This is a genomic window from Duganella vulcania (genome assembly GCF_009857655.1).
GTDB lineage: Bacteria > Pseudomonadota > Gammaproteobacteria > Burkholderiales > Burkholderiaceae_D > Rugamonas > Rugamonas vulcania.
This window is the reverse complement of sequence record NZ_WWCX01000119.1, coordinates 1-16,513: the sequence shown is the minus strand read 5'-3', so window position 1 is coordinate 16,513 and position 16,513 is coordinate 1. Positions and strand designations below refer to the sequence as shown.

The window sequence follows — 16,513 nt, the reverse complement described above, 5'->3', positions numbered from 1 at the left end:
TCCCAGCCGGCGCCGGCCAGGAAGGCCAGCTCGTAGGCCGAGCCGCAGCCGGGTATCAGCGTGGCCAGCGGCGCGCTGGCGGCGGCGAACTCGCGCAGCGCCTGCGGCACGCCGCCCCGGTCCCAGGGCGTGAACTGGCGCTCGAAGCGCTCGTCCCAGAACGCCGGCGACGCCGGGTCGCGCTGTGCGAAGTCGACCATGGTCAGACGAAGTGATGCCAGCGCAGGTACAGCTGGTAGCCGGCCACGCCGACACCGAACGCGCAGGCGAAGTAGATCACCAGGCTCAGCAAACGGTTGGTGCGCTGCTGTTCGTGGATCAGCACCTTGATCAGCTCGCCGTTATCGGACGGCCGCTCACCCTGCTGCTCCAGCGCGCGATGCAGCAGGCGCGGCAGCTGCGGCAGCACGTGGGTGTAGCGCGGCGCTTCCGCCTTCAGGCGCTGCCACATGCCCTGCCAGCCGACCTGCTCGGCCATCCAGTTTTCCAGGTAGGGCTTGGCGGTCTTCCACAGGTCCAGGTCGGGATCGAGCTGGCGGCCCAGGCCTTCGATGTTGAGCAGCGTCTTTTGCAGCAGCACCAGCTGCGGCTGCACCTCGACGTTGAAGCGGCGCGAGGTCTGGAACAGGCGCAGCAGGATCTGGCCGAAGGAGATGTCCTTCAGCGGCCGGTCGAAGATCGGTTCGCAGCAGGCGCGCACGGCGGATTCCAGCTCGTCGACGCGGGTTTCCTTGGGCGCCCAGCCGGACTCGATGTGGGCCTCGGCCACGCGCTTGTAGTCGCGGCGGAAGAAGGCCAGGAAGTTCTGCGACAGGTAGTCCTTGTCGAAGTCGTTGAGCGTGCCGACGATGCCGAAGTCCAGCGCGATGTAGCGGCCGAAGCTTTGCGGATCGACCGACACCAGGATGTTCCCCGGATGCATATCGGCATGGAAGAAGCCGTCGCGGAACACCTGCGTGAAGAAGATCTCGACGCCGTCGCTGGACAGCTTTTTCAGGTCCACGCCGGCCGCTTCCAGGCGGTCGATCTGCGACACCGGGATGCCGTGCATGCGCTCCATGACGATCACGCTGCTGGAGCAGTAATCCCAGTACATCTCCGGCACCAGCAGCAGCTGGGAGTCGGCGAAGTTGCGGCGCAGCTGGCTGGCGTTGGCGGCCTCGCGCATCAGGTCCAGCTCGTCGTGCAGGTATTTGTCGAACTCGGCGACCACTTCCCTCGGCTTGAGGCGCTTGCTGTCGGACCAGATGCGGCCTATCCATTCGGCCGCGATGTGCATCAGCGCGACGTCCTCGTCGATGGACTTCTTCATGCCGGGACGCAGCACCTTGACCGCCACCTGCTTGCCGTCCTTGAGCGTGGCGAAGTGCACCTGCGCGATCGAGGCCGACGCCACTGGCGTGCGCTCGAAGTGGGCGAACAGCTGGTCCGGGTGGGCGCCGAGCGACTTGCGGATCTGCGCGACGGCCAGGTCGGAATCAAACGGCGGCACACGGTCCTGCAGGCGCGACAGTTCCTCGACCAGGTCGCCCGGGATCAGGTCGCGGCGGGTCGACAGCACCTGGCCGAACTTGACGAAGATCGGCCCCAGCTCCTCGAGCGCCATGCGCAGGCGCACGCCGCGCGGCGCGGACAGGTCGCGCCAGAAGAACACGGTGTCGATCAGCTTGGCGATGCGCGGCTTTTTCAGGCCGGAGATGGCGATTTCGTCGAGGCCGTACTGCACCGATACCCGCAGGATCTTCAGCAGGCGTAGGAATTTCAACATCATTTGGATCCCAATTTCTGTTCCAGTTTGGCCAGGCGCTTGGCGGCGCGTTCGACGTCGTCGCGCAGGCGCACCACGTCGGCCGAGAAAGCTTCCACCGTTTGCGGACGGATCAGCACGGGTTTTTCATCGAGCAGGAATTCGGCGACGTTCTCGGCCAGCTTCTGGTGGCCGGTCTTGATCGCCTCGAATACCGACCTGGCGCCGGACACCGCGCGCACGGCGGCGATCGGGCCCACCACTTTTTCCAGGTCGTGCTCGGCTTCCCAGCGCAGCGACTTGCTCAGGTTGGAGATGGCGTTGGCGAATTCGGCGTCGCCCTCGATCTGCACGTAGGAAAAGGCGCGCTCGCGGTTCTGCGCGATCAGCGGCAGGTCGGACAGCTTGACGCGGATGGTCACGCGGGCAGGCTCCTCGGGCGGCGCGGCTTCCAGCATGCCGTCGGCCGTCACGCGCAGGCGCAGCACCACGGCGCCGGTGTCGATCGCGGCGATCTTGCCGGCGTGGCGCAGCAGTTCCTTGCGCGCCCACGGCTCCTGCGCCAGCAGATGATTGATGGCGGCGCTGGCCGGCGCCGCGGCGGAGAAATTCGGTGGTGTCATTCGTTTACCGTGAAAACAAAAACCGCAAAACAAAACCGCCCGAAAATACGGGCGGTCCTGATCTTACCAGCTTGCCGGCAATTTACGGCAATTACGCAAGTTGTTGAATGCCAGCCAGCATCCAGCCGGATGCGCCGGACACCGGCTTGGACAGGTTCCACACCTCGTTGAACGGCTCGGCCAGCGCGTCCGGCGCGGGCTTGATGGTGCCGGTGAACTTGACGCTGGCCAGGTAATCTTGCTCGCTGGTTTCGATGCCCAGCAGCTCGGCGTCGATGGTGACGACGTCGGTGTAATCTTTTTGCGCGCCGCGCTCGCTGATCTGCATTTTCAGCTCGGCAAACACCTCGGGGGTGGTGAATTCGCGGATGTCGGCCGAATCGCCCTTGTCCCACGCCGCTTGCAGGCGGATGAAATTACTCTTGGCCACGCGCAGGAAGGACGGCGCATCGAAGTCGGCCGGCACGCCCCACGGCGTGTGGGCGACCGGCGCGGCGGCCTGCTGCACCGGCTCAGGCTGCAAGCGCGAGCCGATGTCCGGCGTGCGGCTTGGCTGCATCTGGTACACATTGTTGCCACCGCCGTTGCCGCCAAACGCGGCCGGCGCCGGCTGGGCGCGGCCACGGACCAGGCGGACGATGAGGAACACCACGCCGCCCACCAGCGCCAGCATGATCAGCGTGCCAAACAGGCTGCCGATGGCGCCGCCCAGGCCGAAGTGCGAGAACAAGGCGCCGATGCCCAGGCCCAGCAATGCGCCGCCCAGGATACCCTTCCACGGGCTGGCCGGCTTCGGCGGCACCGCAGCCGGCGGAGCGGCTGGTGCCGGTGCGGGAGCGGCCTGGCGCGGCGCCTGCTGCGGCGCGGTGGCCGGCGGCATGCGGCTGACGTTTTGCGACTGGCGTCCGATCGAACGGCCGCCGCCCATTGGACGGGCGGTCGCCTCGGCCAGCATCGACATTGCGGACACGGCCAGCACGGCGCCGATCAGGATTTTCTTGATGTACATGCTATTCCTATGATTACAGTTTGATACCGGTGTGCAGGGCGGCCACACCCGCCGTCAGGTTGTAATACGTGACGCGTTCCAGTCCCGCCTCTTCCATCATGGTCTTCAGCGTTTCCTGGTCCGGGTGCATGCGGATCGATTCGGCCAGGTAGCGATAGCTCTCGGCATCGCCGGCGATCTTCTGGCCCATCCATGGCAGCACCTTGAACGAGTAGATGTCGTACGGCTTCTGCAGCGGCTCGGCCACCTTGGAGAATTCCAGCACCAGCAGCTTGCCGCCCGGCTTGAGCACGCGGCGCATTTCCGCCAGCGCCTGGTCCTTGTGGGTCATGTTGCGCAGGCCGAAGGCGACGCTGACGCGGTCGAAATAATTGTCCGGGAACGGCAGCTTCTCGGCGTCGCACAACAAGGTGGGGGTCATCAGGCCGCGATTCAAGAGGCGGTCGCGGCCAACGCGCAGCATCGATTCGTTGATGTCGGTGAGCCAGACTTCGCCGGTCGGACCGGCTTGCTTGGCGAACACCTTGGCCAGGTCGCCGGTGCCGCCGGCGATGTCCAGGCACTTGAAACCGGGACGCACGCCGGCATTGGCGATGGTGAACATCTTCCAGATGCGGTGCAGGCCGGCCGACATGACGTCGTTCATGATGTCGTACTTGGCGGCGACAGAATGGAAAACCTTGGCGACTTCGCGGACCTTCTGGTCTTCCGCGACGGTTTTGTAACCGAAGTGAGTGGTATTGGTCATGATAGGCAGGCCTGTTAGTTTGCCTGCATTATACAAGACGCTACTGCGCCGGCAGGTGCCGCCACGCCAGTCCCAGCGCAGCACGCTTGGGAAAACCCTTCCACAGGCCCGGATCGGGCTTGATGGTGCCGTCCGCGCCCAGCGGCGGCAGGTCCAGGTAGGGCTGGAACGGCTGCTGCTTGAGGTGGATGCCGAGGAAGGCCGTGACGAAATGCTGGTTGATGTTGTTGATGCGGCGGCTGTCCCACACCGGCTCGGCATAGGACATGAAGTCGTCGAAATTGGCCAGCATGGCCGGCGAAGGCGGGTTCGGCGCCGAATTGTGGCGGCCGCCCTGGTAGGTCAGCAGGTAGCGGTCGGCGTGGACGGCGCCCTCGAACAGGCGCAGCACGCCGTCCTGGTAGCCGGCCACGTCGTCCTGGTCGCCGCTGACGAACAGCGTCGGCGTGCGCACGCCGGCCAGCCCGGCCGGCTCCCACACCTTGTGCGCGCCGCCCCACGGCGCGAACGCCACCACCGCCTTGATGCGCGGATCGCGCCGTGCCTCGTATTGCGCGTTGCCCTGCTGGTTGACGGCCAGCTTGCCGCCGGGGACGAACGCCACCGCCACCGGGCTGACGCCGGCGCCGACCGTGTTGAGCGCGCCGTAGCCGCCCATCGAGTAGCCGATCAGGGCGGTGTTGTCGGCGTCGACCAGGCCGGACAGGAAGTTGCCGCTGCCAGGCTGGCTCCACGCGGCCACGGTTTGCAGCACGAACAGGTCGTCCTGCGCGCGGTTCAGCAGCGTGCTGGCGAAGCCGGCCTTGTCGGCGCGGGTCGATTCAGGATGGTCGATCGCCACCACGATGTAGCCTTTGGAGGCGAGGTTCTCGGTCAGGTAGCTCATCTGCAGGCGCGAGCCGGGATAGCCGTGCGAGACGATCACCAGCGGATAGCCGCCGGCCGGCGCGGTGGCGGCCGGGGCCTGCGGTGCGGCGTCGCGCGCGGCGCGGCCGTTGAAGGTGAACGGGGTGTTGGGGCGGGCCGGATCGTTCGGGCCGGAGCCGAGCACATCGGTATAAACCGTATGTTCTTTTTGGCCGGGCTGCAGCTGGGCCGGGTACCAGACTTCCAGCGTCAGCTTGCGGCTGTAGCGCGGATTGGGAGTGGTGTCGCTGTAGCGCAGGATGTCGAGCTGGTCCGCGTGCTCGGCCGTCAGCGTGCGCACGCCGACCGGCAAGGGGCCGCGTGCGGCGAGCTCCGGCGCATCTGGCCGCGCATCACCGAAGTATTCCTGGGCGCCCACAGGCGCGGCGATCAAGGCCAGCGCCAGCATCAATCCTTTGCAAACATCCCTCATGCCAACTCCCATCAAGCGAAACCGCCAACTATCGCACGGCGCTGTGACAGCTTGATGAAATCCGTTTGATTTAGCCGAAGCCGCAACCAACTGGACGGGCTAATCTGGCTGGAGCCATTGGAGGTTCCACCATGCCACCCACCATCTATCTCGATACGTCCGTCATTCTGCACTTGACCGATCCGCCAAGCCCGAATCCGGTCACCCGTGCCTGCCAGCAGTTGACGCAGCTCTGGTGGCATACGCGCCGCGTGCCGGGCATGACTTATGTCTCCGATCAGGTCGCTGATGAATTGGAACAAGGCGATCAGCTACGGCTAGCAATGCGCTTAAAAACAATTGCGCCTCTGATCCGCCTGCGCGACAGCGCCCAGATTAAGAGCCTCGCTGAACTTCTGATTTTGGGCGGTGGTCTAAAGGCTGTGGCGGGCGGCCCCTCTCAGCACATCGCTTACGCCGCGCACAACCGCAATGATATTTTACTTACCTGGAATTGCCAGGACATTGCTAACGCGACCAAGCTGCCGCTGCTTCGCTTTCTGATGGTGCCGAACGACTTGATCCTGCCAGAACTTGTAACACCTTTTGAGCTAATGGAGAACAGTCATGAAAATTTATGGCAAGGAGATCCCGGCCGATTTGGAATTTCCTGAACTGGATAAGCAAACCAAATCGGAAATAGACGAGCTACATGCGCAAATGCTGCGCGATGAGCAAAGACGGGCGGAATTCAGGGAGCGCCACAAGGACTGGTGCAGCCAGTCCTTGACATCGGAAGAAGTGTGGCAGCATATGCATCCGGGTGCCGGGCCACGGCCCGCACCCAGTGTGAACGTGGATGCACTTAGAAAGTTCTCGCCGCGCCTACGCGCCATCTTTGCCTACATCTATCGCGAAGAGATCACTTACTGACTCAATGCTTGTGGCCACAGCCCTTGTGGTTCTGTCCACCGGGGCCGGTCAGCGTGACGCCGGTTTCGCGGCCGCTGTCGCCTTCGAAGCCCGATGCGTGCAGGCGATCCATGTAGTTGGCCCACAAGGCGTCTTTCTCGTTGCCCAGCTTGTACAGGTAGTCCCAGGTGTACAAGCCGGTGTTGTGGCCGTCGGTGAAGGTCGGCTGCACCGCGTAGTTGCCCACCGGGTCCATCGCCGCGATGCCCACTTCGCGCTTGCCCACTTGCAGCACCTCCTGCCCTTCCCCGTGCCCCTTCACCTCGGCCGACGGCGAATAAACGCGCAGCAGCTCGAACGGAATCGAGAACGAGGCGCCATCGTCAAATTCGATATCCAGCATTTTGGATTTGTTGTGAACGGTCAGGCCGGTCGGTTGCTTGCTCATGATTTATGCTTTCAAACGTTCGATGATCGCCGCGTGCAGGGCCGGCAGCAGCGCGCGGCGCGCGGCCAGCACCTCCGGCGCCGACGCGCGCTGCGCAACAGCCCAGGTCGGGTTCGGGAAGTGCGCGTCGTCCACGTAGCGCGGGATCACATGCCAGTGCACGTGCGGCGTCATGTTGCCAAAGCTGGCCAGGTTGATCTTTTCCGGCGCCATCACCGCGCGCTGTGCGGACTCGACCGCCCACACCACTTCCATCACGCGACTGCGTTCGGCCGGCGACAGGTCGGTCATTTCCTTGACGTGGGCGTTCCACACCACCCGCGTGAAGCCGGGATACTCGGCCTCGTCCACGGCGACCACCGACAGCTGATTATCGCCCCAGACCAACGCCGCGCCCGGCGCCGCCAGCAGCTTGCACAGGTCGCAGGCCATTACACCAGCACCCGCTCGATGCCGCCGTCGTTGGCGCGCTTGACGTAATCGGCCATCCAGTTCTCGCCCAGCAGATGCTTGGCGATCTCGACCACGATGTAGTCGGCTGTCGTGCCCGCATCCTCGCTGTAGCGCGACACGCCGCCCAGGCAGGCCGGGCAGCTGGTCAGGATCTTCACCTCGCCCTCGAAGCCGTCGGCGCGCAGCTTGTCCGCGCCCTTGATGACTTCCTCTTCCTTGCGGAAGCGCACCTGCGTCGAGATGTCGGGACGCGCGATCATCAGCGTGCCCGAATCGCCGCAGCAGCGGTCGTTCTTCTCGATCTTGACGTTGTCGTGCGTCTGGATCAGCGAGTTGACGGTCTTGGTCGCCTCCTGCATCTTCATCGGCGTGTGGCAAGGCTCGTGGTACATATAGCGCGTGCCGGTCACGCCTTCCAGCTTGACCTGCTTCTCCATCAGGTACTCATGGATGTCCATGATGCGGCAGCCCGGGAAGATCTTGTCGAACTCGTAGGTCGCCAGCTGGTCGTAGCAGGTGCCGCACGAGACCAGCACGGTCTTGATGTCCAGATAGTTGAGCGTATTCGCCATGCGGTGGAACAGCACGCGGTTATCGGTCATCATCTTCTCGGCCTTGTCGTACTCGCCCGAGCCGCGCTGCGGATAACCGCAGCACAGGTAGCCCGGCGGCAGCACGGTCTGCACGCCCACTTCCCACAGCATGGCCTGCGTGGCCAGGCCCACCTGCGAGAACAGGCGCTCCGAGCCGCAGCCCGGGAAGTAGAACACCGCTTCCGTGTCGGCATTGGTGGCCTTGGGATTGCGGATGATCGGGATGACCTTGTCGTCCTCGATGTCCAGCAAGGCGCGCGCGGTCTTTTTCGGCAGGCCGCCCGGCATCTTCTTGTTGATGAAGTGGATCACCTGCTCACGCACCTTGGGCTTGCCCACGGTCGGCGGCGGCGCCTTGGTCTGCTTCTTGGCGAATTTCTTCAGCAAGTCGTTGCCCAGGCGCTGGGCCTTGTAGCCGATGCCCACCATCGCCGCGCGGGTGGCGTTGATGGTGGCCGGATCGGTGGCGTTGAGGAAGAACATCGCTGCCGACTTGCCGGGATTGAAGCTCTTCTTGTCCATCTTGCGCAGCAGGTTGCGCATGTTCATCGACACGTCGCCGAAGTCGATGTTGACCGGACATGGGGTCACGCATTTATGGCAGACCGTGCAGTGGTCGGCCACGTCCTCGAATTCTTCCCAGTGCTTGATCGAGATGCCGCGGCGGGTCTGCTCTTCGTACAGGAAGGCTTCGATCAGCGACGAGGTCGCGAGGATCTTGTCGCGCGGCGAGTACAGCAGGTTGGCGCGCGGGACATGCGTAGAACAGACAGGCTTGCACTTGCCGCAGCGCAGGCAGTCCTTGACGCTGTTGGCGATCTCGCCGATATCGCTTTGCTGCATGATCAGCGATTCGTGGCCCATCAGGCCGAACGACGGCGTGTAGGCGTTGGACAAATCGGCTTCCATGCCGGCCAGGTTCAGCAGCTTGCCCTTGTTGAAGCGGCCTTCCGGGTCGACGCGCATCTTGTAGTCGCGGAACGGGCCGATCTCTTCTTCGGTCAGGAACTCCAGCTTGGTGATGCCGATGCCGTGCTCGCCCGAGATCACGCCGTTGAGCGAACGGGCCAGCGTCATGATGCGCGCGACGGCCTGGTGCGCCAGTTGCAGCATCTCGTAGTGGTCCGAGTTCACTGGCAGGTTGGTGTGGACGTTGCCGTCGCCGGCGTGCATGTGCAGCGCCACGAACACGCGGCCGCGCAGCACGCGCTTGTGGATGGCGGTCGCTTCGTCCAGGATCAGCTTGTAGGCGGCGCCGTTGAAGATCTGGCGCAGCTGCGCGCGGATTTCCTGCTTCCACGTGATGCGGATAGTGCGGTCCTGCACCACGTCGAACAAGGTGGCGTCCGGCTGGGTCTTCAGGCGTTCCTCGAACACCGGCAGCAGGCGCTCCAGGCCCAGCTCGGCCAGTTGCGCGCTGACGGCGGTCAGCGGCTTGTCCAGCTCGGACAGCAGGAAGGTCCAGCGCGCCTTCACTTGCGTCAGCAGCGCTTGCGCTTGCTGCTCACGGTCGCCCAGCATTTCGGCGTCGCCCACGGCGTCGTCGGCGTCGTCGCTCTTGCCGATCGGCAGATTGCCGGCGGCGAAGAACTGCTGCAGCTCATCGGCCAGCTGCAGCTTGTTCTTGATCGACAGTTCGATGTTGATGCGCTCGATGCCGTCGGTGTACTCGCCCATGCGGTTCAATGGGATGACCACGTCTTCGTTGATCTTGAAGGCGTTGGTGTGCTTGGCGATGGCGGCGGTGCGGGCGCGGTCCAGCCAGAATTTCTTGCGCGCTTCCGGGCTGACGGCCACGAAGCCTTCGCCCACGCGGGTGTTGGCGATGCGGACCACTTCGGAGGCGGCCATGGCGACCGCGTTTTCATCGTCGCCGACGATGTCGCCGAACAGCGCCATCTTCGGCAGCACGCCGCGCTTGGACTTGGTGGCGTAGCCGACCGCGCGCAGGTAGCGCTCGTCCAGATGCTCCAGGCCAGCCAGGCGCAGCGTGCTGAACTGCTCGCCCTTGGCCGGCAGGCCGTCCAGGTAATCCTTGATTTCAACGATCGATGGAATCGCGTCGCGCGCCTGGCCGAAGAACTCCAGGCAGACGGTGCGGGCGAACTTCGGCATCTTGTGCAGGATCCAGCGGCCCGAGGTGATCAGGCCGTCGCAGCCCTCTTTCTGGATGCCCGGCAGGCCGGCCAGGAATTTGTCGGTCACGTCCTTGCCCAGGCCTTCCTTGCGGAACTTGCGGCCTTCGATTTCCAGCAGCTCGGTCTTGAACGGCTCGCCCTTGGCTTCGCCGCGCGCGCTCGGATGGGTCCACTCCAGCTTGAAGCGGGCCAGCGGCGTGTCGTGGATCTTCGACAGGTTGTGGTCGAGGCGCGTGACTTCCAGCCAGTCGCCGTTCGGGTCGACCATGCGCCACGAGGCCAGGTTGTCCAGCGCCGTGCCCCACAGCACGGCCTTCTTGCCGCCCGCGTTCATCGCGATATTGCCGCCGATGCAGGAGGCGTGGGCCGAGGTCGGATCAACCGCGAACACGAAGCCGGCCTTCTCGGCCGCTTCCGACACCTTGTTGGTGATGACGCCGGCGCCGGTGTAGATGGTTGCGTATTCGCGGTCCAGGCCGGGCAGCACCTTCATTTCCACCGCGCCCATGTTGAGCAGCTTCTCGGTGTTGATCACGGCCGACATCGGCGTCAGCGGGATCGCGCCGCCGGTGTAGCCGGTGCCGCCGCCGCGCGGGATGATGGTCAGCCCCAGCTCGATACAGCCTTTGACCAGGCCGGCCATTTCTTCCTCGGTGTTCGGGGTCAGCACCACGAACGGATACTCGACGCGCCAGTCGGTGGCGTCGGTCACGTGCGAGATGCGCTTCATGCCGTCGAAGCAGATGTTGTGCTTGTCGGTGTAGCGGCCCAGCACCTTGTAGGTGCGCTTGCGCAGATCGTAGACCTGCTTGAATTCCTCGCCGAAGTCGGCCACCGCCTTGCCGGCCGCGCGCAGCAGCTTGGCGACGTTGAGGCTGCGTTCGCGCGCGGCGTCGTCGCCGGTGTCGTCCACCGTCAGGCGGCGCTTGTCCACCTCGGCCAGGCGGTGATGCAGCGCGTCGATCAGTTCCTGGCGGCGCTTCGGGTTGTCCAGCATGTCGTCCTGCAGGTAGGGATTGCGGCGGACGGCCCAGATATCGCCCAGCACCTCGTACAGCATGCGCGCCGAACGGCCGGTCTGGCGGGCGCCGCGCAGGGCATCCAGCAAGCTCCACGACTCCTCGCCCAGCAGCCGGATGACGATCTCGCGATCGGAAAACGACGTGTAGTTGTAAGGAATTTCACGAAGGCGCGTGGCCTCGGGACCGTGGGGCGTTTCCGCCAGCAAAGCTTGGATTTGTGCAGGGGCATTCATTGTGAAATTGGACATGTAGACTGAACCCGGGAGGGTCATTCTATCGTATTGCGGCGCACCACGCCGGAACAGCCTTAGGCGGCCGAGGGACTATCGGGTTGTCAACAACCCACCAAAAATTTGCAAATTCCGGCTTTTCTTGGCAATAACGGATAAACAGCCCTTACAAAACTGAACGAAATTCATCCTCTGGCGCGTATGGCAATATGATAGCTTGCACCAAATTAGCCGAGCAATTGGCCGATCCGGTGCCAAACCCCGTCCGGCACGTACAACAGCAGCGAGGTCATGGTCAGGTAGCGCAGCAGTTTTCCGACCGCCATGTAGGCGATGCTGGGCCAGAAAGGCAGCTTCAGCCAGCCGCCCAGGGTGCACAGCGGATCGCCGATGCCGGGCAGCCAGGCCAGCAGCATGGTCTTGGCGCCGTAGCGCTCCAGCCAGTGGAACCAGCGGCTCTTGCGCTCCTTGGCGAAGGATTGCTTGGCCTGGTAGCCCATCCAGTAATCGATGGCGCCGCCCAGCGTGTTGCCGATGGTGGCGACGGCGATCACGCTCCAGAACATGGCCGGATTGGCCTTGACGACGGCAAACACCGCCGGTTCCGAGCCCAGCGGCACCAGCGTGGCCGAGACCAGGCTGATGATAAAGACCGAAGTCAGGCCCACTTCCGGCGCCGCCAACAGGTGCAGCAGCCAGGTGATTGCAGATTCGATCATCGGTTTCTTTGAGCGGAAGGAAAGGTGTCCATTATAATGAGTCGCACACCGCACGATTGAACAGTCCGGTCGCCCGCCCATCCGCGCGCGGCCCGCGCCCCTGCTTCACCCGGTCACACGCCGGATAGTTAGCACTGAACGAGCAACGCCCATCCCGGAATCACTATGTTTGCAGACCATGACTATCGACTATCTGAAGAAAATCCTGACCGCGCGCGTCTACGACGTCGCTACTGAAACCCCGCTGGAACTCGCGCCGACCCTGTCGCAGCGCTTCGAGAACCGAATTTACTTCAAGCGCGAGGACATGCAGAGCGTGTTCAGCTTCAAGATTCGCGGCGCCTACAACAAGATGGCCCACCTGAGCGAGGCCCAGCGCAAGCGCGGCGTGATCTGCGCTTCGGCCGGCAACCACGCCCAGGGCGTGGCGCTGTCGGCAGCGCGCATGGGCTGCCGCGCGGTCATCGTGATGCCGACCACCACGCCGCAGGTGAAGGTGGAGGCGGTCAAGGCGCGCGGCGGCGCCGATGTCGAGGTGGTACTGCACGGCGAGTCCTATACCGATGCCTACAACCACGCGCTGCTGCTGGAGCAGGAACAGAAACTGACCTTCGTCCACCCGTTCGACGATCCCGATGTGATCGCCGGCCAGGGCACCATCGGCATGGAGATCCTGCGCCAGCACTCCGGCCCCATCCACGCGATCTTCGTGCCGATCGGCGGCGGCGGCCTGATCTCCGGCATCGCCGCCTATGTCAAGCAGATCCGCCCTGACATCAAGATCATCGGCGTGCAGAGCCTGGACTCCGACGCCATGGCGCGCAGCGTCAAGGCCGGCGAGCGCGTGACGCTGTCGGACGTGGGCCTGTTCGCCGACGGCACGGCGGTGCGCCTGGCCGGCGAGGAAACGTTCCGCCTAGTGCAGCAGTATGTGGACGACATCATCCTGGTCGACACCGACGCCATCAGCGCGGCCATCAAGGACGTGTTCAGCGACACCCGCTCGATCCTGGAGCCGTCCGGCGCGCTGGCCATCGCCGGCGCCAAGGCCTATGTCGAGCGCGCCGCGCTGACCAAGGACCCGGTCCGGAACGAGACGCTGGTCACCATCGCCAGCGGCGCCAACATGAACTTCGACCGCCTGCGCTTCGTGGCCGAACGCGCCGAGCTGGGCGAGGCGCGCGAGGCGGTGTTCGCCGTCACGCTGCCGGAACAGCGCGGCAGCTTCAAGCGCTTCTGCGCGCTGGTCGGCCCGCGCAACGTCACCGAGTTCAACTACCGCATCAGCGACAAGGACGAGGCCCATGTGTTCTGCGGCGTGCAGATCGCCGACCGCGGCGAGTCGGGCGCGCTGGCGCGCACCTTCGAGCAGCACGACTTCAAGACGCTGGACCTGACCCACGACGAGCTGGCCAAGGCCCACATCCGCCACCTGGTGGGCGGCAAGAGCGCGCTGGCCAAGGACGAGTTGCTGTATCGTTTCGAATTCCCCGAGCGCCCGGGCGCGCTGATGCGCTTCCTCAATTCGATGGCGCCGAACTGGAACATCTCGCTATGCCACTACCGCAGCCAGGGCGGCGACGTCGGCCGCATCCTGATCGGCCTGCAGGTGCCGCCGGAGGAAATGGACCAGTTCGCGCAATTCCTCACCACGCTGGGCTACCGCTACTGGGATGAGAGCGCCAATCCCGTGTACAAGCTGTTCCTGGGCTAAGCGCAGCACGACGGCATGGTTTGCGCTACCATGCCGTCCTTCACCGAATCACACAGACCGCCATGACCAACACCGCCGACTTGTCCCCGCTGGGAAAAACCTCCGCCTACCGCACCGACTACGCGCCGGAGCTGCTGTTCCCGATCCCGCGCCAAGGCAAGCGCGACGAGCTGGGCCTGACCGGCACCCTGCCCTTCTTCGGCGTCGACATCTGGAACGCCTACGAGATCTCGTGGCTGAACACGCGCGGCAAGCCGCAGGTGGCGATCGCCCGCATCACGGTGCCGGCCGATTCGCCCAACATCATCGAATCGAAGTCCTTCAAGCTGTACCTGAACTCCTTCAACCAGACCCGCCTCGACAGCGTGGTCGCGCTCAAGCAGCTGCTGCAGCAGGACTTGTCGAACGGCTTCGGCGCCAGCGTCCACATCTCGCTGACCCAGCCGGAGGAATTCGGCATGGTGGAGATGGGCGAGCTCGACGGCCTGCTGCTGGACCGCCTGGACATCGACGTCGACCACTACAGCCCGGCGCCGGAGCTGCTCAAGGCCGCGCTGGACGAGGAGCCGGTCGAGGAGAAGCTGGTGTCGCACCTGCTCAAGTCGAACTGCCTGGTCACCGGCCAGCCGGACTGGGCCAGCGTGCAGATCCACTACGCCGGCCCGCAGATCGACCAGGAAAGCCTGCTGCGCTACCTGATCGGCTTCCGCGAGCACAACGAGTTCCACGAGCAGTGCGTGGAGCGCATCTTCACCGACATCCTGCGCCAGTGCCAGCCCCAGCAATTGTCGGTGTACGCCCGCTACACGCGGCGCGGCGGGCTCGACATCAACCCCTGGCGCAGCAACTTCAGCAGCGCCCAGAAGCCGTCCAATCTTCGTGGCGCACGACAATAGGTCTGGCACTTTTTCCAATCAAACGGGAAAAATCAGGCGTATGATAGGCGCATGGGGCGCGGTTGCACGCAACAGCGCGCCATTTGGCCACACCGGCCGGAAAACGCGCAAATAATCGGAAATTCGCCCCGGACCCTGGCGAAAAACCGGCGTTTTCCGTGATTCCTACTCAGAAATAGCGATTCCTTTCTTTGCTGCAAATACAGCCCAGCCCGCGCGCCGGCGGGCTGGCATAAACACAACGACCGGCGTGAGCGATTTCATGTTACATGGCGCAGAAACCAGCCTATAATTCTGCTCGCATGCCACCTTTGTGCGTTGCAACATTTTATGTCGCGTTATGAATAACCTTAGCAAAATACTCTCACTGGAAAACGTGCAGCTCGATCTGGAAGTGTCCAGCAAGAAGCGCGCTTTCGAGCAGGCCGGCCTGATCTTCGAAAACAACTGCGGCATCGCCCGCTCCACCGTGTCGGACAACCTGTTCGCGCGCGAGCGCCTGGGTTCGACCGGGCTGGGCCATGGCGTCGCCGTGCCGCACGGCCGCATCAAGGGCATGAAGAGCCTGAAGACGCCGCTGGCCGCCTTCGTGCGCCTGGCCGAGCCGATTCCGTTCGAATCGCCCGACGGCAAGCCGGTCAACCTGCTGTTCTTCCTGCTGATCCCGGACCACGTCACCCAGCAGCACCTGGAGATCCTGTCCGAGATCGCCGAGATGTTCTCCGACGACGCCTTCCGCACCGCGCTGAGCACGGACGCCGATCCGAAATCGGTCCATGCGCGCATCATCAACTGGGTGCCCAGCCTGCAGGCGGCGGGGTGAGATTGTCAGGGTCGCCGGACTATGGGTTAAACTAAGCTTCAGTTCATCCTTATGTAAAGACGACCCATGCTGCAAACTCCGCTGACGATCCAACGCCTCTACGACGACAATCGCGAAAGTTTGCAGCTCGGCTGGTTCGCCGGCTTCCCCGGCGGCGAGCGCCTGATCTCCGGCGACGTGGCCTCGGCCGCCGACCAGGTCGGCCACCTGAACACCATCCACCCGGGCCGCATCCAGGTCTTCGGGCACCAGGAAATCAACTACTACCAGCGTTTGAAATCGCTGACGCGCGCCCACGTCATCGGCGAGCTGATCGCCGGCGGCCCGCCGGCGCTGATCATCGCGCAGGGGCTGGAGACGCCGCCCGACATCCTCGCCATCTGCGACGAGAAAAACATCCCGCTGTTCTCGACGCCGCTGCCGGCCGCGCAGGTGATCGACTTCCTGCGCGTCTACCTGTCCAAGAAGCTGGCCCAGCGCATCATCATGCACGGCGTGTTCATGGACGTACTGGGCGTGGGCGTGCTGATCACCGGCGACTCCGGCCTCGGCAAGAGCGAGCTGGGCCTGGAGCTGATCTCGCGTTCGCACGGCCTGGTGGCCGACGACGCGGTGGAGTTCTCGCGCATCGCGCCGAACATGATCGAGGGCCGCTGCCCGGCGCTGCTGCAGAACCTGCTGGAAGTGCGCGGGCTGGGGCTGCTGGACATCAAGGCCATCTTCGGCGAGACCGCCGTGCGCCGCAAGATGCGGCTGAAGCTGATCGTGCACCTGGTGCGGCGCGGCGCGGCCGACGAGGAAGTGGAGCGCCTGCCGTTCCAGTTCCCGACCGAGGACGTGCTGGGCCTGCCGATCCGCAAGGTGGTGATCCCGGTGGCGGCCGGGCGCAACATCGCGGTACTGCTGGAGGCCGCCGTGCGCAACACCATCCTGCAACTGCGCGGCATCGACACGCTGCAGGAATTCATGGAACGGCAACGACAGGCCATGAGCGGGGACTAAGCAGCCGCCCACACGCTGTCGGCCGGCCCGTGCCGGGCGCGGCGCGCGGCCAGGCGCGCCGCATGGGCGAACAACAGCGCGCAAGCGAGCGCCGTCACATCGACGCCGACGGCGGCCA

The 16,513-nt window shown here is 64.4% G+C and carries 15 protein-coding genes and 1 pseudogene; 6 read left to right on the top strand and 10 right to left on the bottom strand.

Translation table 11 applies throughout. The annotated features are described in order from the left end of the window. The 6 genes and pseudogenes from GTP90_RS31710 to GTP90_RS31685 all read right to left on the bottom strand — a co-directional run. Positions 1 to 200: pseudogene (locus GTP90_RS31710) on the bottom strand (TPMT family class I SAM-dependent methyltransferase); the annotation flags it as partial. Positions 201 to 202: 2 nt separating this feature from the next. After that, positions 203 to 1,771: a ubiquinone biosynthesis regulatory protein kinase UbiB gene (gene ubiB, locus GTP90_RS31705; RefSeq protein ID WP_161087250.1), complete on the bottom strand. Its 1,569-nt coding sequence runs from the start codon at positions 1,769 to 1,771 to the stop codon at positions 203 to 205. Further along, complete coding sequence (locus GTP90_RS31700; RefSeq protein ID WP_161087249.1) at positions 1,768 to 2,370, bottom strand: ubiquinone biosynthesis accessory factor UbiJ; 603 nt, start codon at positions 2,368 to 2,370, stop codon at positions 1,768 to 1,770. The genes ubiB and GTP90_RS31700 overlap by 4 nt, the downstream gene beginning before the upstream one ends. 91 nt (positions 2,371 to 2,461) lie before the next feature. After that, on the bottom strand, positions 2,462 to 3,379 hold the full coding sequence (locus GTP90_RS31695) for a Tim44 domain-containing protein (RefSeq protein ID WP_161087248.1): 918 nt from the start codon (positions 3,377 to 3,379) through the stop codon (positions 2,462 to 2,464). Positions 3,380 to 3,392: 13 nt separating this feature from the next. After that, positions 3,393 to 4,127 (bottom strand): bifunctional demethylmenaquinone methyltransferase/2-methoxy-6-polyprenyl-1,4-benzoquinol methylase UbiE, encoded by a 735-nt coding sequence (gene ubiE / locus GTP90_RS31690; RefSeq protein ID WP_117014382.1) that lies wholly within the window; start codon positions 4,125 to 4,127, stop codon positions 3,393 to 3,395. Between the two features lie 40 nt (positions 4,128 to 4,167). Continuing rightward, positions 4,168 to 5,466 carry an alpha/beta hydrolase family protein gene (locus tag GTP90_RS31685; protein WP_161087247.1) on the bottom strand — a complete coding sequence of 433 codons (1,299 nt, stop codon included), beginning with the start codon at positions 5,464 to 5,466 and terminating at the stop codon, positions 4,168 to 4,170. A gap of 131 nt (positions 5,467 to 5,597) precedes the next feature. Here GTP90_RS31685 and GTP90_RS31680 point away from each other — a divergent pair, with 131 nt between their 5' ends. Then, the gene (locus GTP90_RS31680) at positions 5,598 to 6,119 is read left to right on the top strand and encodes a PIN domain-containing protein (protein ID WP_161087246.1); all 522 of its coding nucleotides are present in this window, start codon (positions 5,598 to 5,600) and stop codon (positions 6,117 to 6,119) included. Then, complete coding sequence (locus tag GTP90_RS31675) at positions 6,073 to 6,378, top strand: hypothetical protein (protein ID WP_161087245.1); 306 nt, start codon at positions 6,073 to 6,075, stop codon at positions 6,376 to 6,378. The genes GTP90_RS31680 and GTP90_RS31675 overlap by 47 nt, the downstream gene beginning before the upstream one ends. Position 6,379: 1 nt before the next feature. Here the strand turns inward: GTP90_RS31675 and GTP90_RS31670 are convergent, their stop codons facing one another. From GTP90_RS31670 to GTP90_RS31655, 4 genes are all read right to left on the bottom strand, one after another. Further along, positions 6,380 to 6,805, bottom strand: coding sequence for a gamma-butyrobetaine hydroxylase family protein (locus GTP90_RS31670; RefSeq protein ID WP_161087244.1), 426 nt, complete (start codon positions 6,803 to 6,805; stop codon positions 6,380 to 6,382). A 3-nt stretch (positions 6,806 to 6,808) separates the two neighbouring features. Next, the gene (locus GTP90_RS31665; RefSeq protein ID WP_161087243.1) at positions 6,809 to 7,237 is read right to left on the bottom strand and encodes an HIT family protein; all 429 of its coding nucleotides are present in this window, start codon (positions 7,235 to 7,237) and stop codon (positions 6,809 to 6,811) included. Continuing rightward, on the bottom strand, positions 7,237 to 11,244 hold the full coding sequence (locus tag GTP90_RS31660) for a DUF3683 domain-containing protein (RefSeq protein WP_161087251.1): 4,008 nt from the start codon (positions 11,242 to 11,244) through the stop codon (positions 7,237 to 7,239). Before GTP90_RS31660 ends, GTP90_RS31665 begins: the two co-directional genes overlap by 1 nt. 224 nt (positions 11,245 to 11,468) lie before the next feature. After that, positions 11,469 to 11,960, bottom strand: a complete 492-nt coding sequence (locus tag GTP90_RS31655) for a YqaA family protein (RefSeq protein WP_161087242.1) — start codon at positions 11,958 to 11,960, stop codon at positions 11,469 to 11,471. Positions 11,961 to 12,138: 178 nt separating this feature from the next. Between GTP90_RS31655 and ilvA the strand changes: the two genes are divergently transcribed. From ilvA to hprK, 4 genes are all read left to right on the top strand, one after another. Next, the gene (gene ilvA / locus GTP90_RS31650) at positions 12,139 to 13,674 is read left to right on the top strand and encodes a threonine ammonia-lyase, biosynthetic (RefSeq protein ID WP_161087241.1); all 1,536 of its coding nucleotides are present in this window, start codon (positions 12,139 to 12,141) and stop codon (positions 13,672 to 13,674) included. 62 nt (positions 13,675 to 13,736) lie between these two features. Beyond that, positions 13,737 to 14,570 (top strand): NADPH-dependent 7-cyano-7-deazaguanine reductase QueF, encoded by an 834-nt coding sequence (queF, locus tag GTP90_RS31645; protein WP_161087240.1) that lies wholly within the window; start codon positions 13,737 to 13,739, stop codon positions 14,568 to 14,570. A 340-nt stretch (positions 14,571 to 14,910) separates the two neighbouring features. Continuing rightward, positions 14,911 to 15,393, top strand: coding sequence for a PTS sugar transporter subunit IIA (locus GTP90_RS31640; RefSeq protein WP_161087239.1), 483 nt, complete (start codon positions 14,911 to 14,913; stop codon positions 15,391 to 15,393). Between the two features lie 66 nt (positions 15,394 to 15,459). After that, entirely contained in the window at positions 15,460 to 16,395 is a 936-nt protein-coding gene (gene hprK / locus GTP90_RS31635) for an HPr(Ser) kinase/phosphatase (RefSeq protein ID WP_008444515.1), read from the top strand. Positions 16,396 to 16,513 lie beyond the last annotated feature (118 nt).

Excerpts from the sequence above, each read along its gene's own strand:
- hprK (WP_008444515.1), top strand. The coding sequence starts at position 15,460 with ATGCTGCAAACTCCGCTGACGATCCAACGCCTCTACGACGACAATCGC.
- GTP90_RS31700 (WP_161087249.1), bottom strand. The coding sequence starts at position 2,370 with ATGACACCACCGAATTTCTCCGCCGCGGCGCCGGCCAGCGCCGCCATC.
- GTP90_RS31670 (WP_161087244.1), bottom strand. The coding sequence starts at position 6,805 with ATGAGCAAGCAACCGACCGGCCTGACCGTTCACAACAAATCCAAAATG.
- queF (WP_161087240.1), top strand. The coding sequence starts at position 13,737 with ATGACCAACACCGCCGACTTGTCCCCGCTGGGAAAAACCTCCGCCTAC.
- GTP90_RS31655 (WP_161087242.1), bottom strand. The coding sequence starts at position 11,960 with ATGATCGAATCTGCAATCACCTGGCTGCTGCACCTGTTGGCGGCGCCG.
- GTP90_RS31675 (WP_161087245.1), top strand. The coding sequence starts at position 6,073 with ATGAAAATTTATGGCAAGGAGATCCCGGCCGATTTGGAATTTCCTGAA.
- GTP90_RS31665 (WP_161087243.1), bottom strand. The coding sequence starts at position 7,237 with ATGGCCTGCGACCTGTGCAAGCTGCTGGCGGCGCCGGGCGCGGCGTTG.
- ubiE (WP_117014382.1), bottom strand. The coding sequence starts at position 4,127 with ATGACCAATACCACTCACTTCGGTTACAAAACCGTCGCGGAAGACCAG.
- GTP90_RS31685 (WP_161087247.1), bottom strand. The coding sequence starts at position 5,466 with ATGAGGGATGTTTGCAAAGGATTGATGCTGGCGCTGGCCTTGATCGCC.
- GTP90_RS31695 (WP_161087248.1), bottom strand. The coding sequence starts at position 3,379 with ATGTACATCAAGAAAATCCTGATCGGCGCCGTGCTGGCCGTGTCCGCA.
- GTP90_RS31680 (WP_161087246.1), top strand. The coding sequence starts at position 5,598 with ATGCCACCCACCATCTATCTCGATACGTCCGTCATTCTGCACTTGACC.
- ubiB (WP_161087250.1), bottom strand. The coding sequence starts at position 1,771 with ATGATGTTGAAATTCCTACGCCTGCTGAAGATCCTGCGGGTATCGGTG.
- GTP90_RS31640 (WP_161087239.1), top strand. The coding sequence starts at position 14,911 with ATGAATAACCTTAGCAAAATACTCTCACTGGAAAACGTGCAGCTCGAT.
- ilvA (WP_161087241.1), top strand. The coding sequence starts at position 12,139 with ATGACTATCGACTATCTGAAGAAAATCCTGACCGCGCGCGTCTACGAC.
- GTP90_RS31660 (WP_161087251.1), bottom strand. The coding sequence starts at position 11,244 with ATGAATGCCCCTGCACAAATCCAAGCTTTGCTGGCGGAAACGCCCCAC.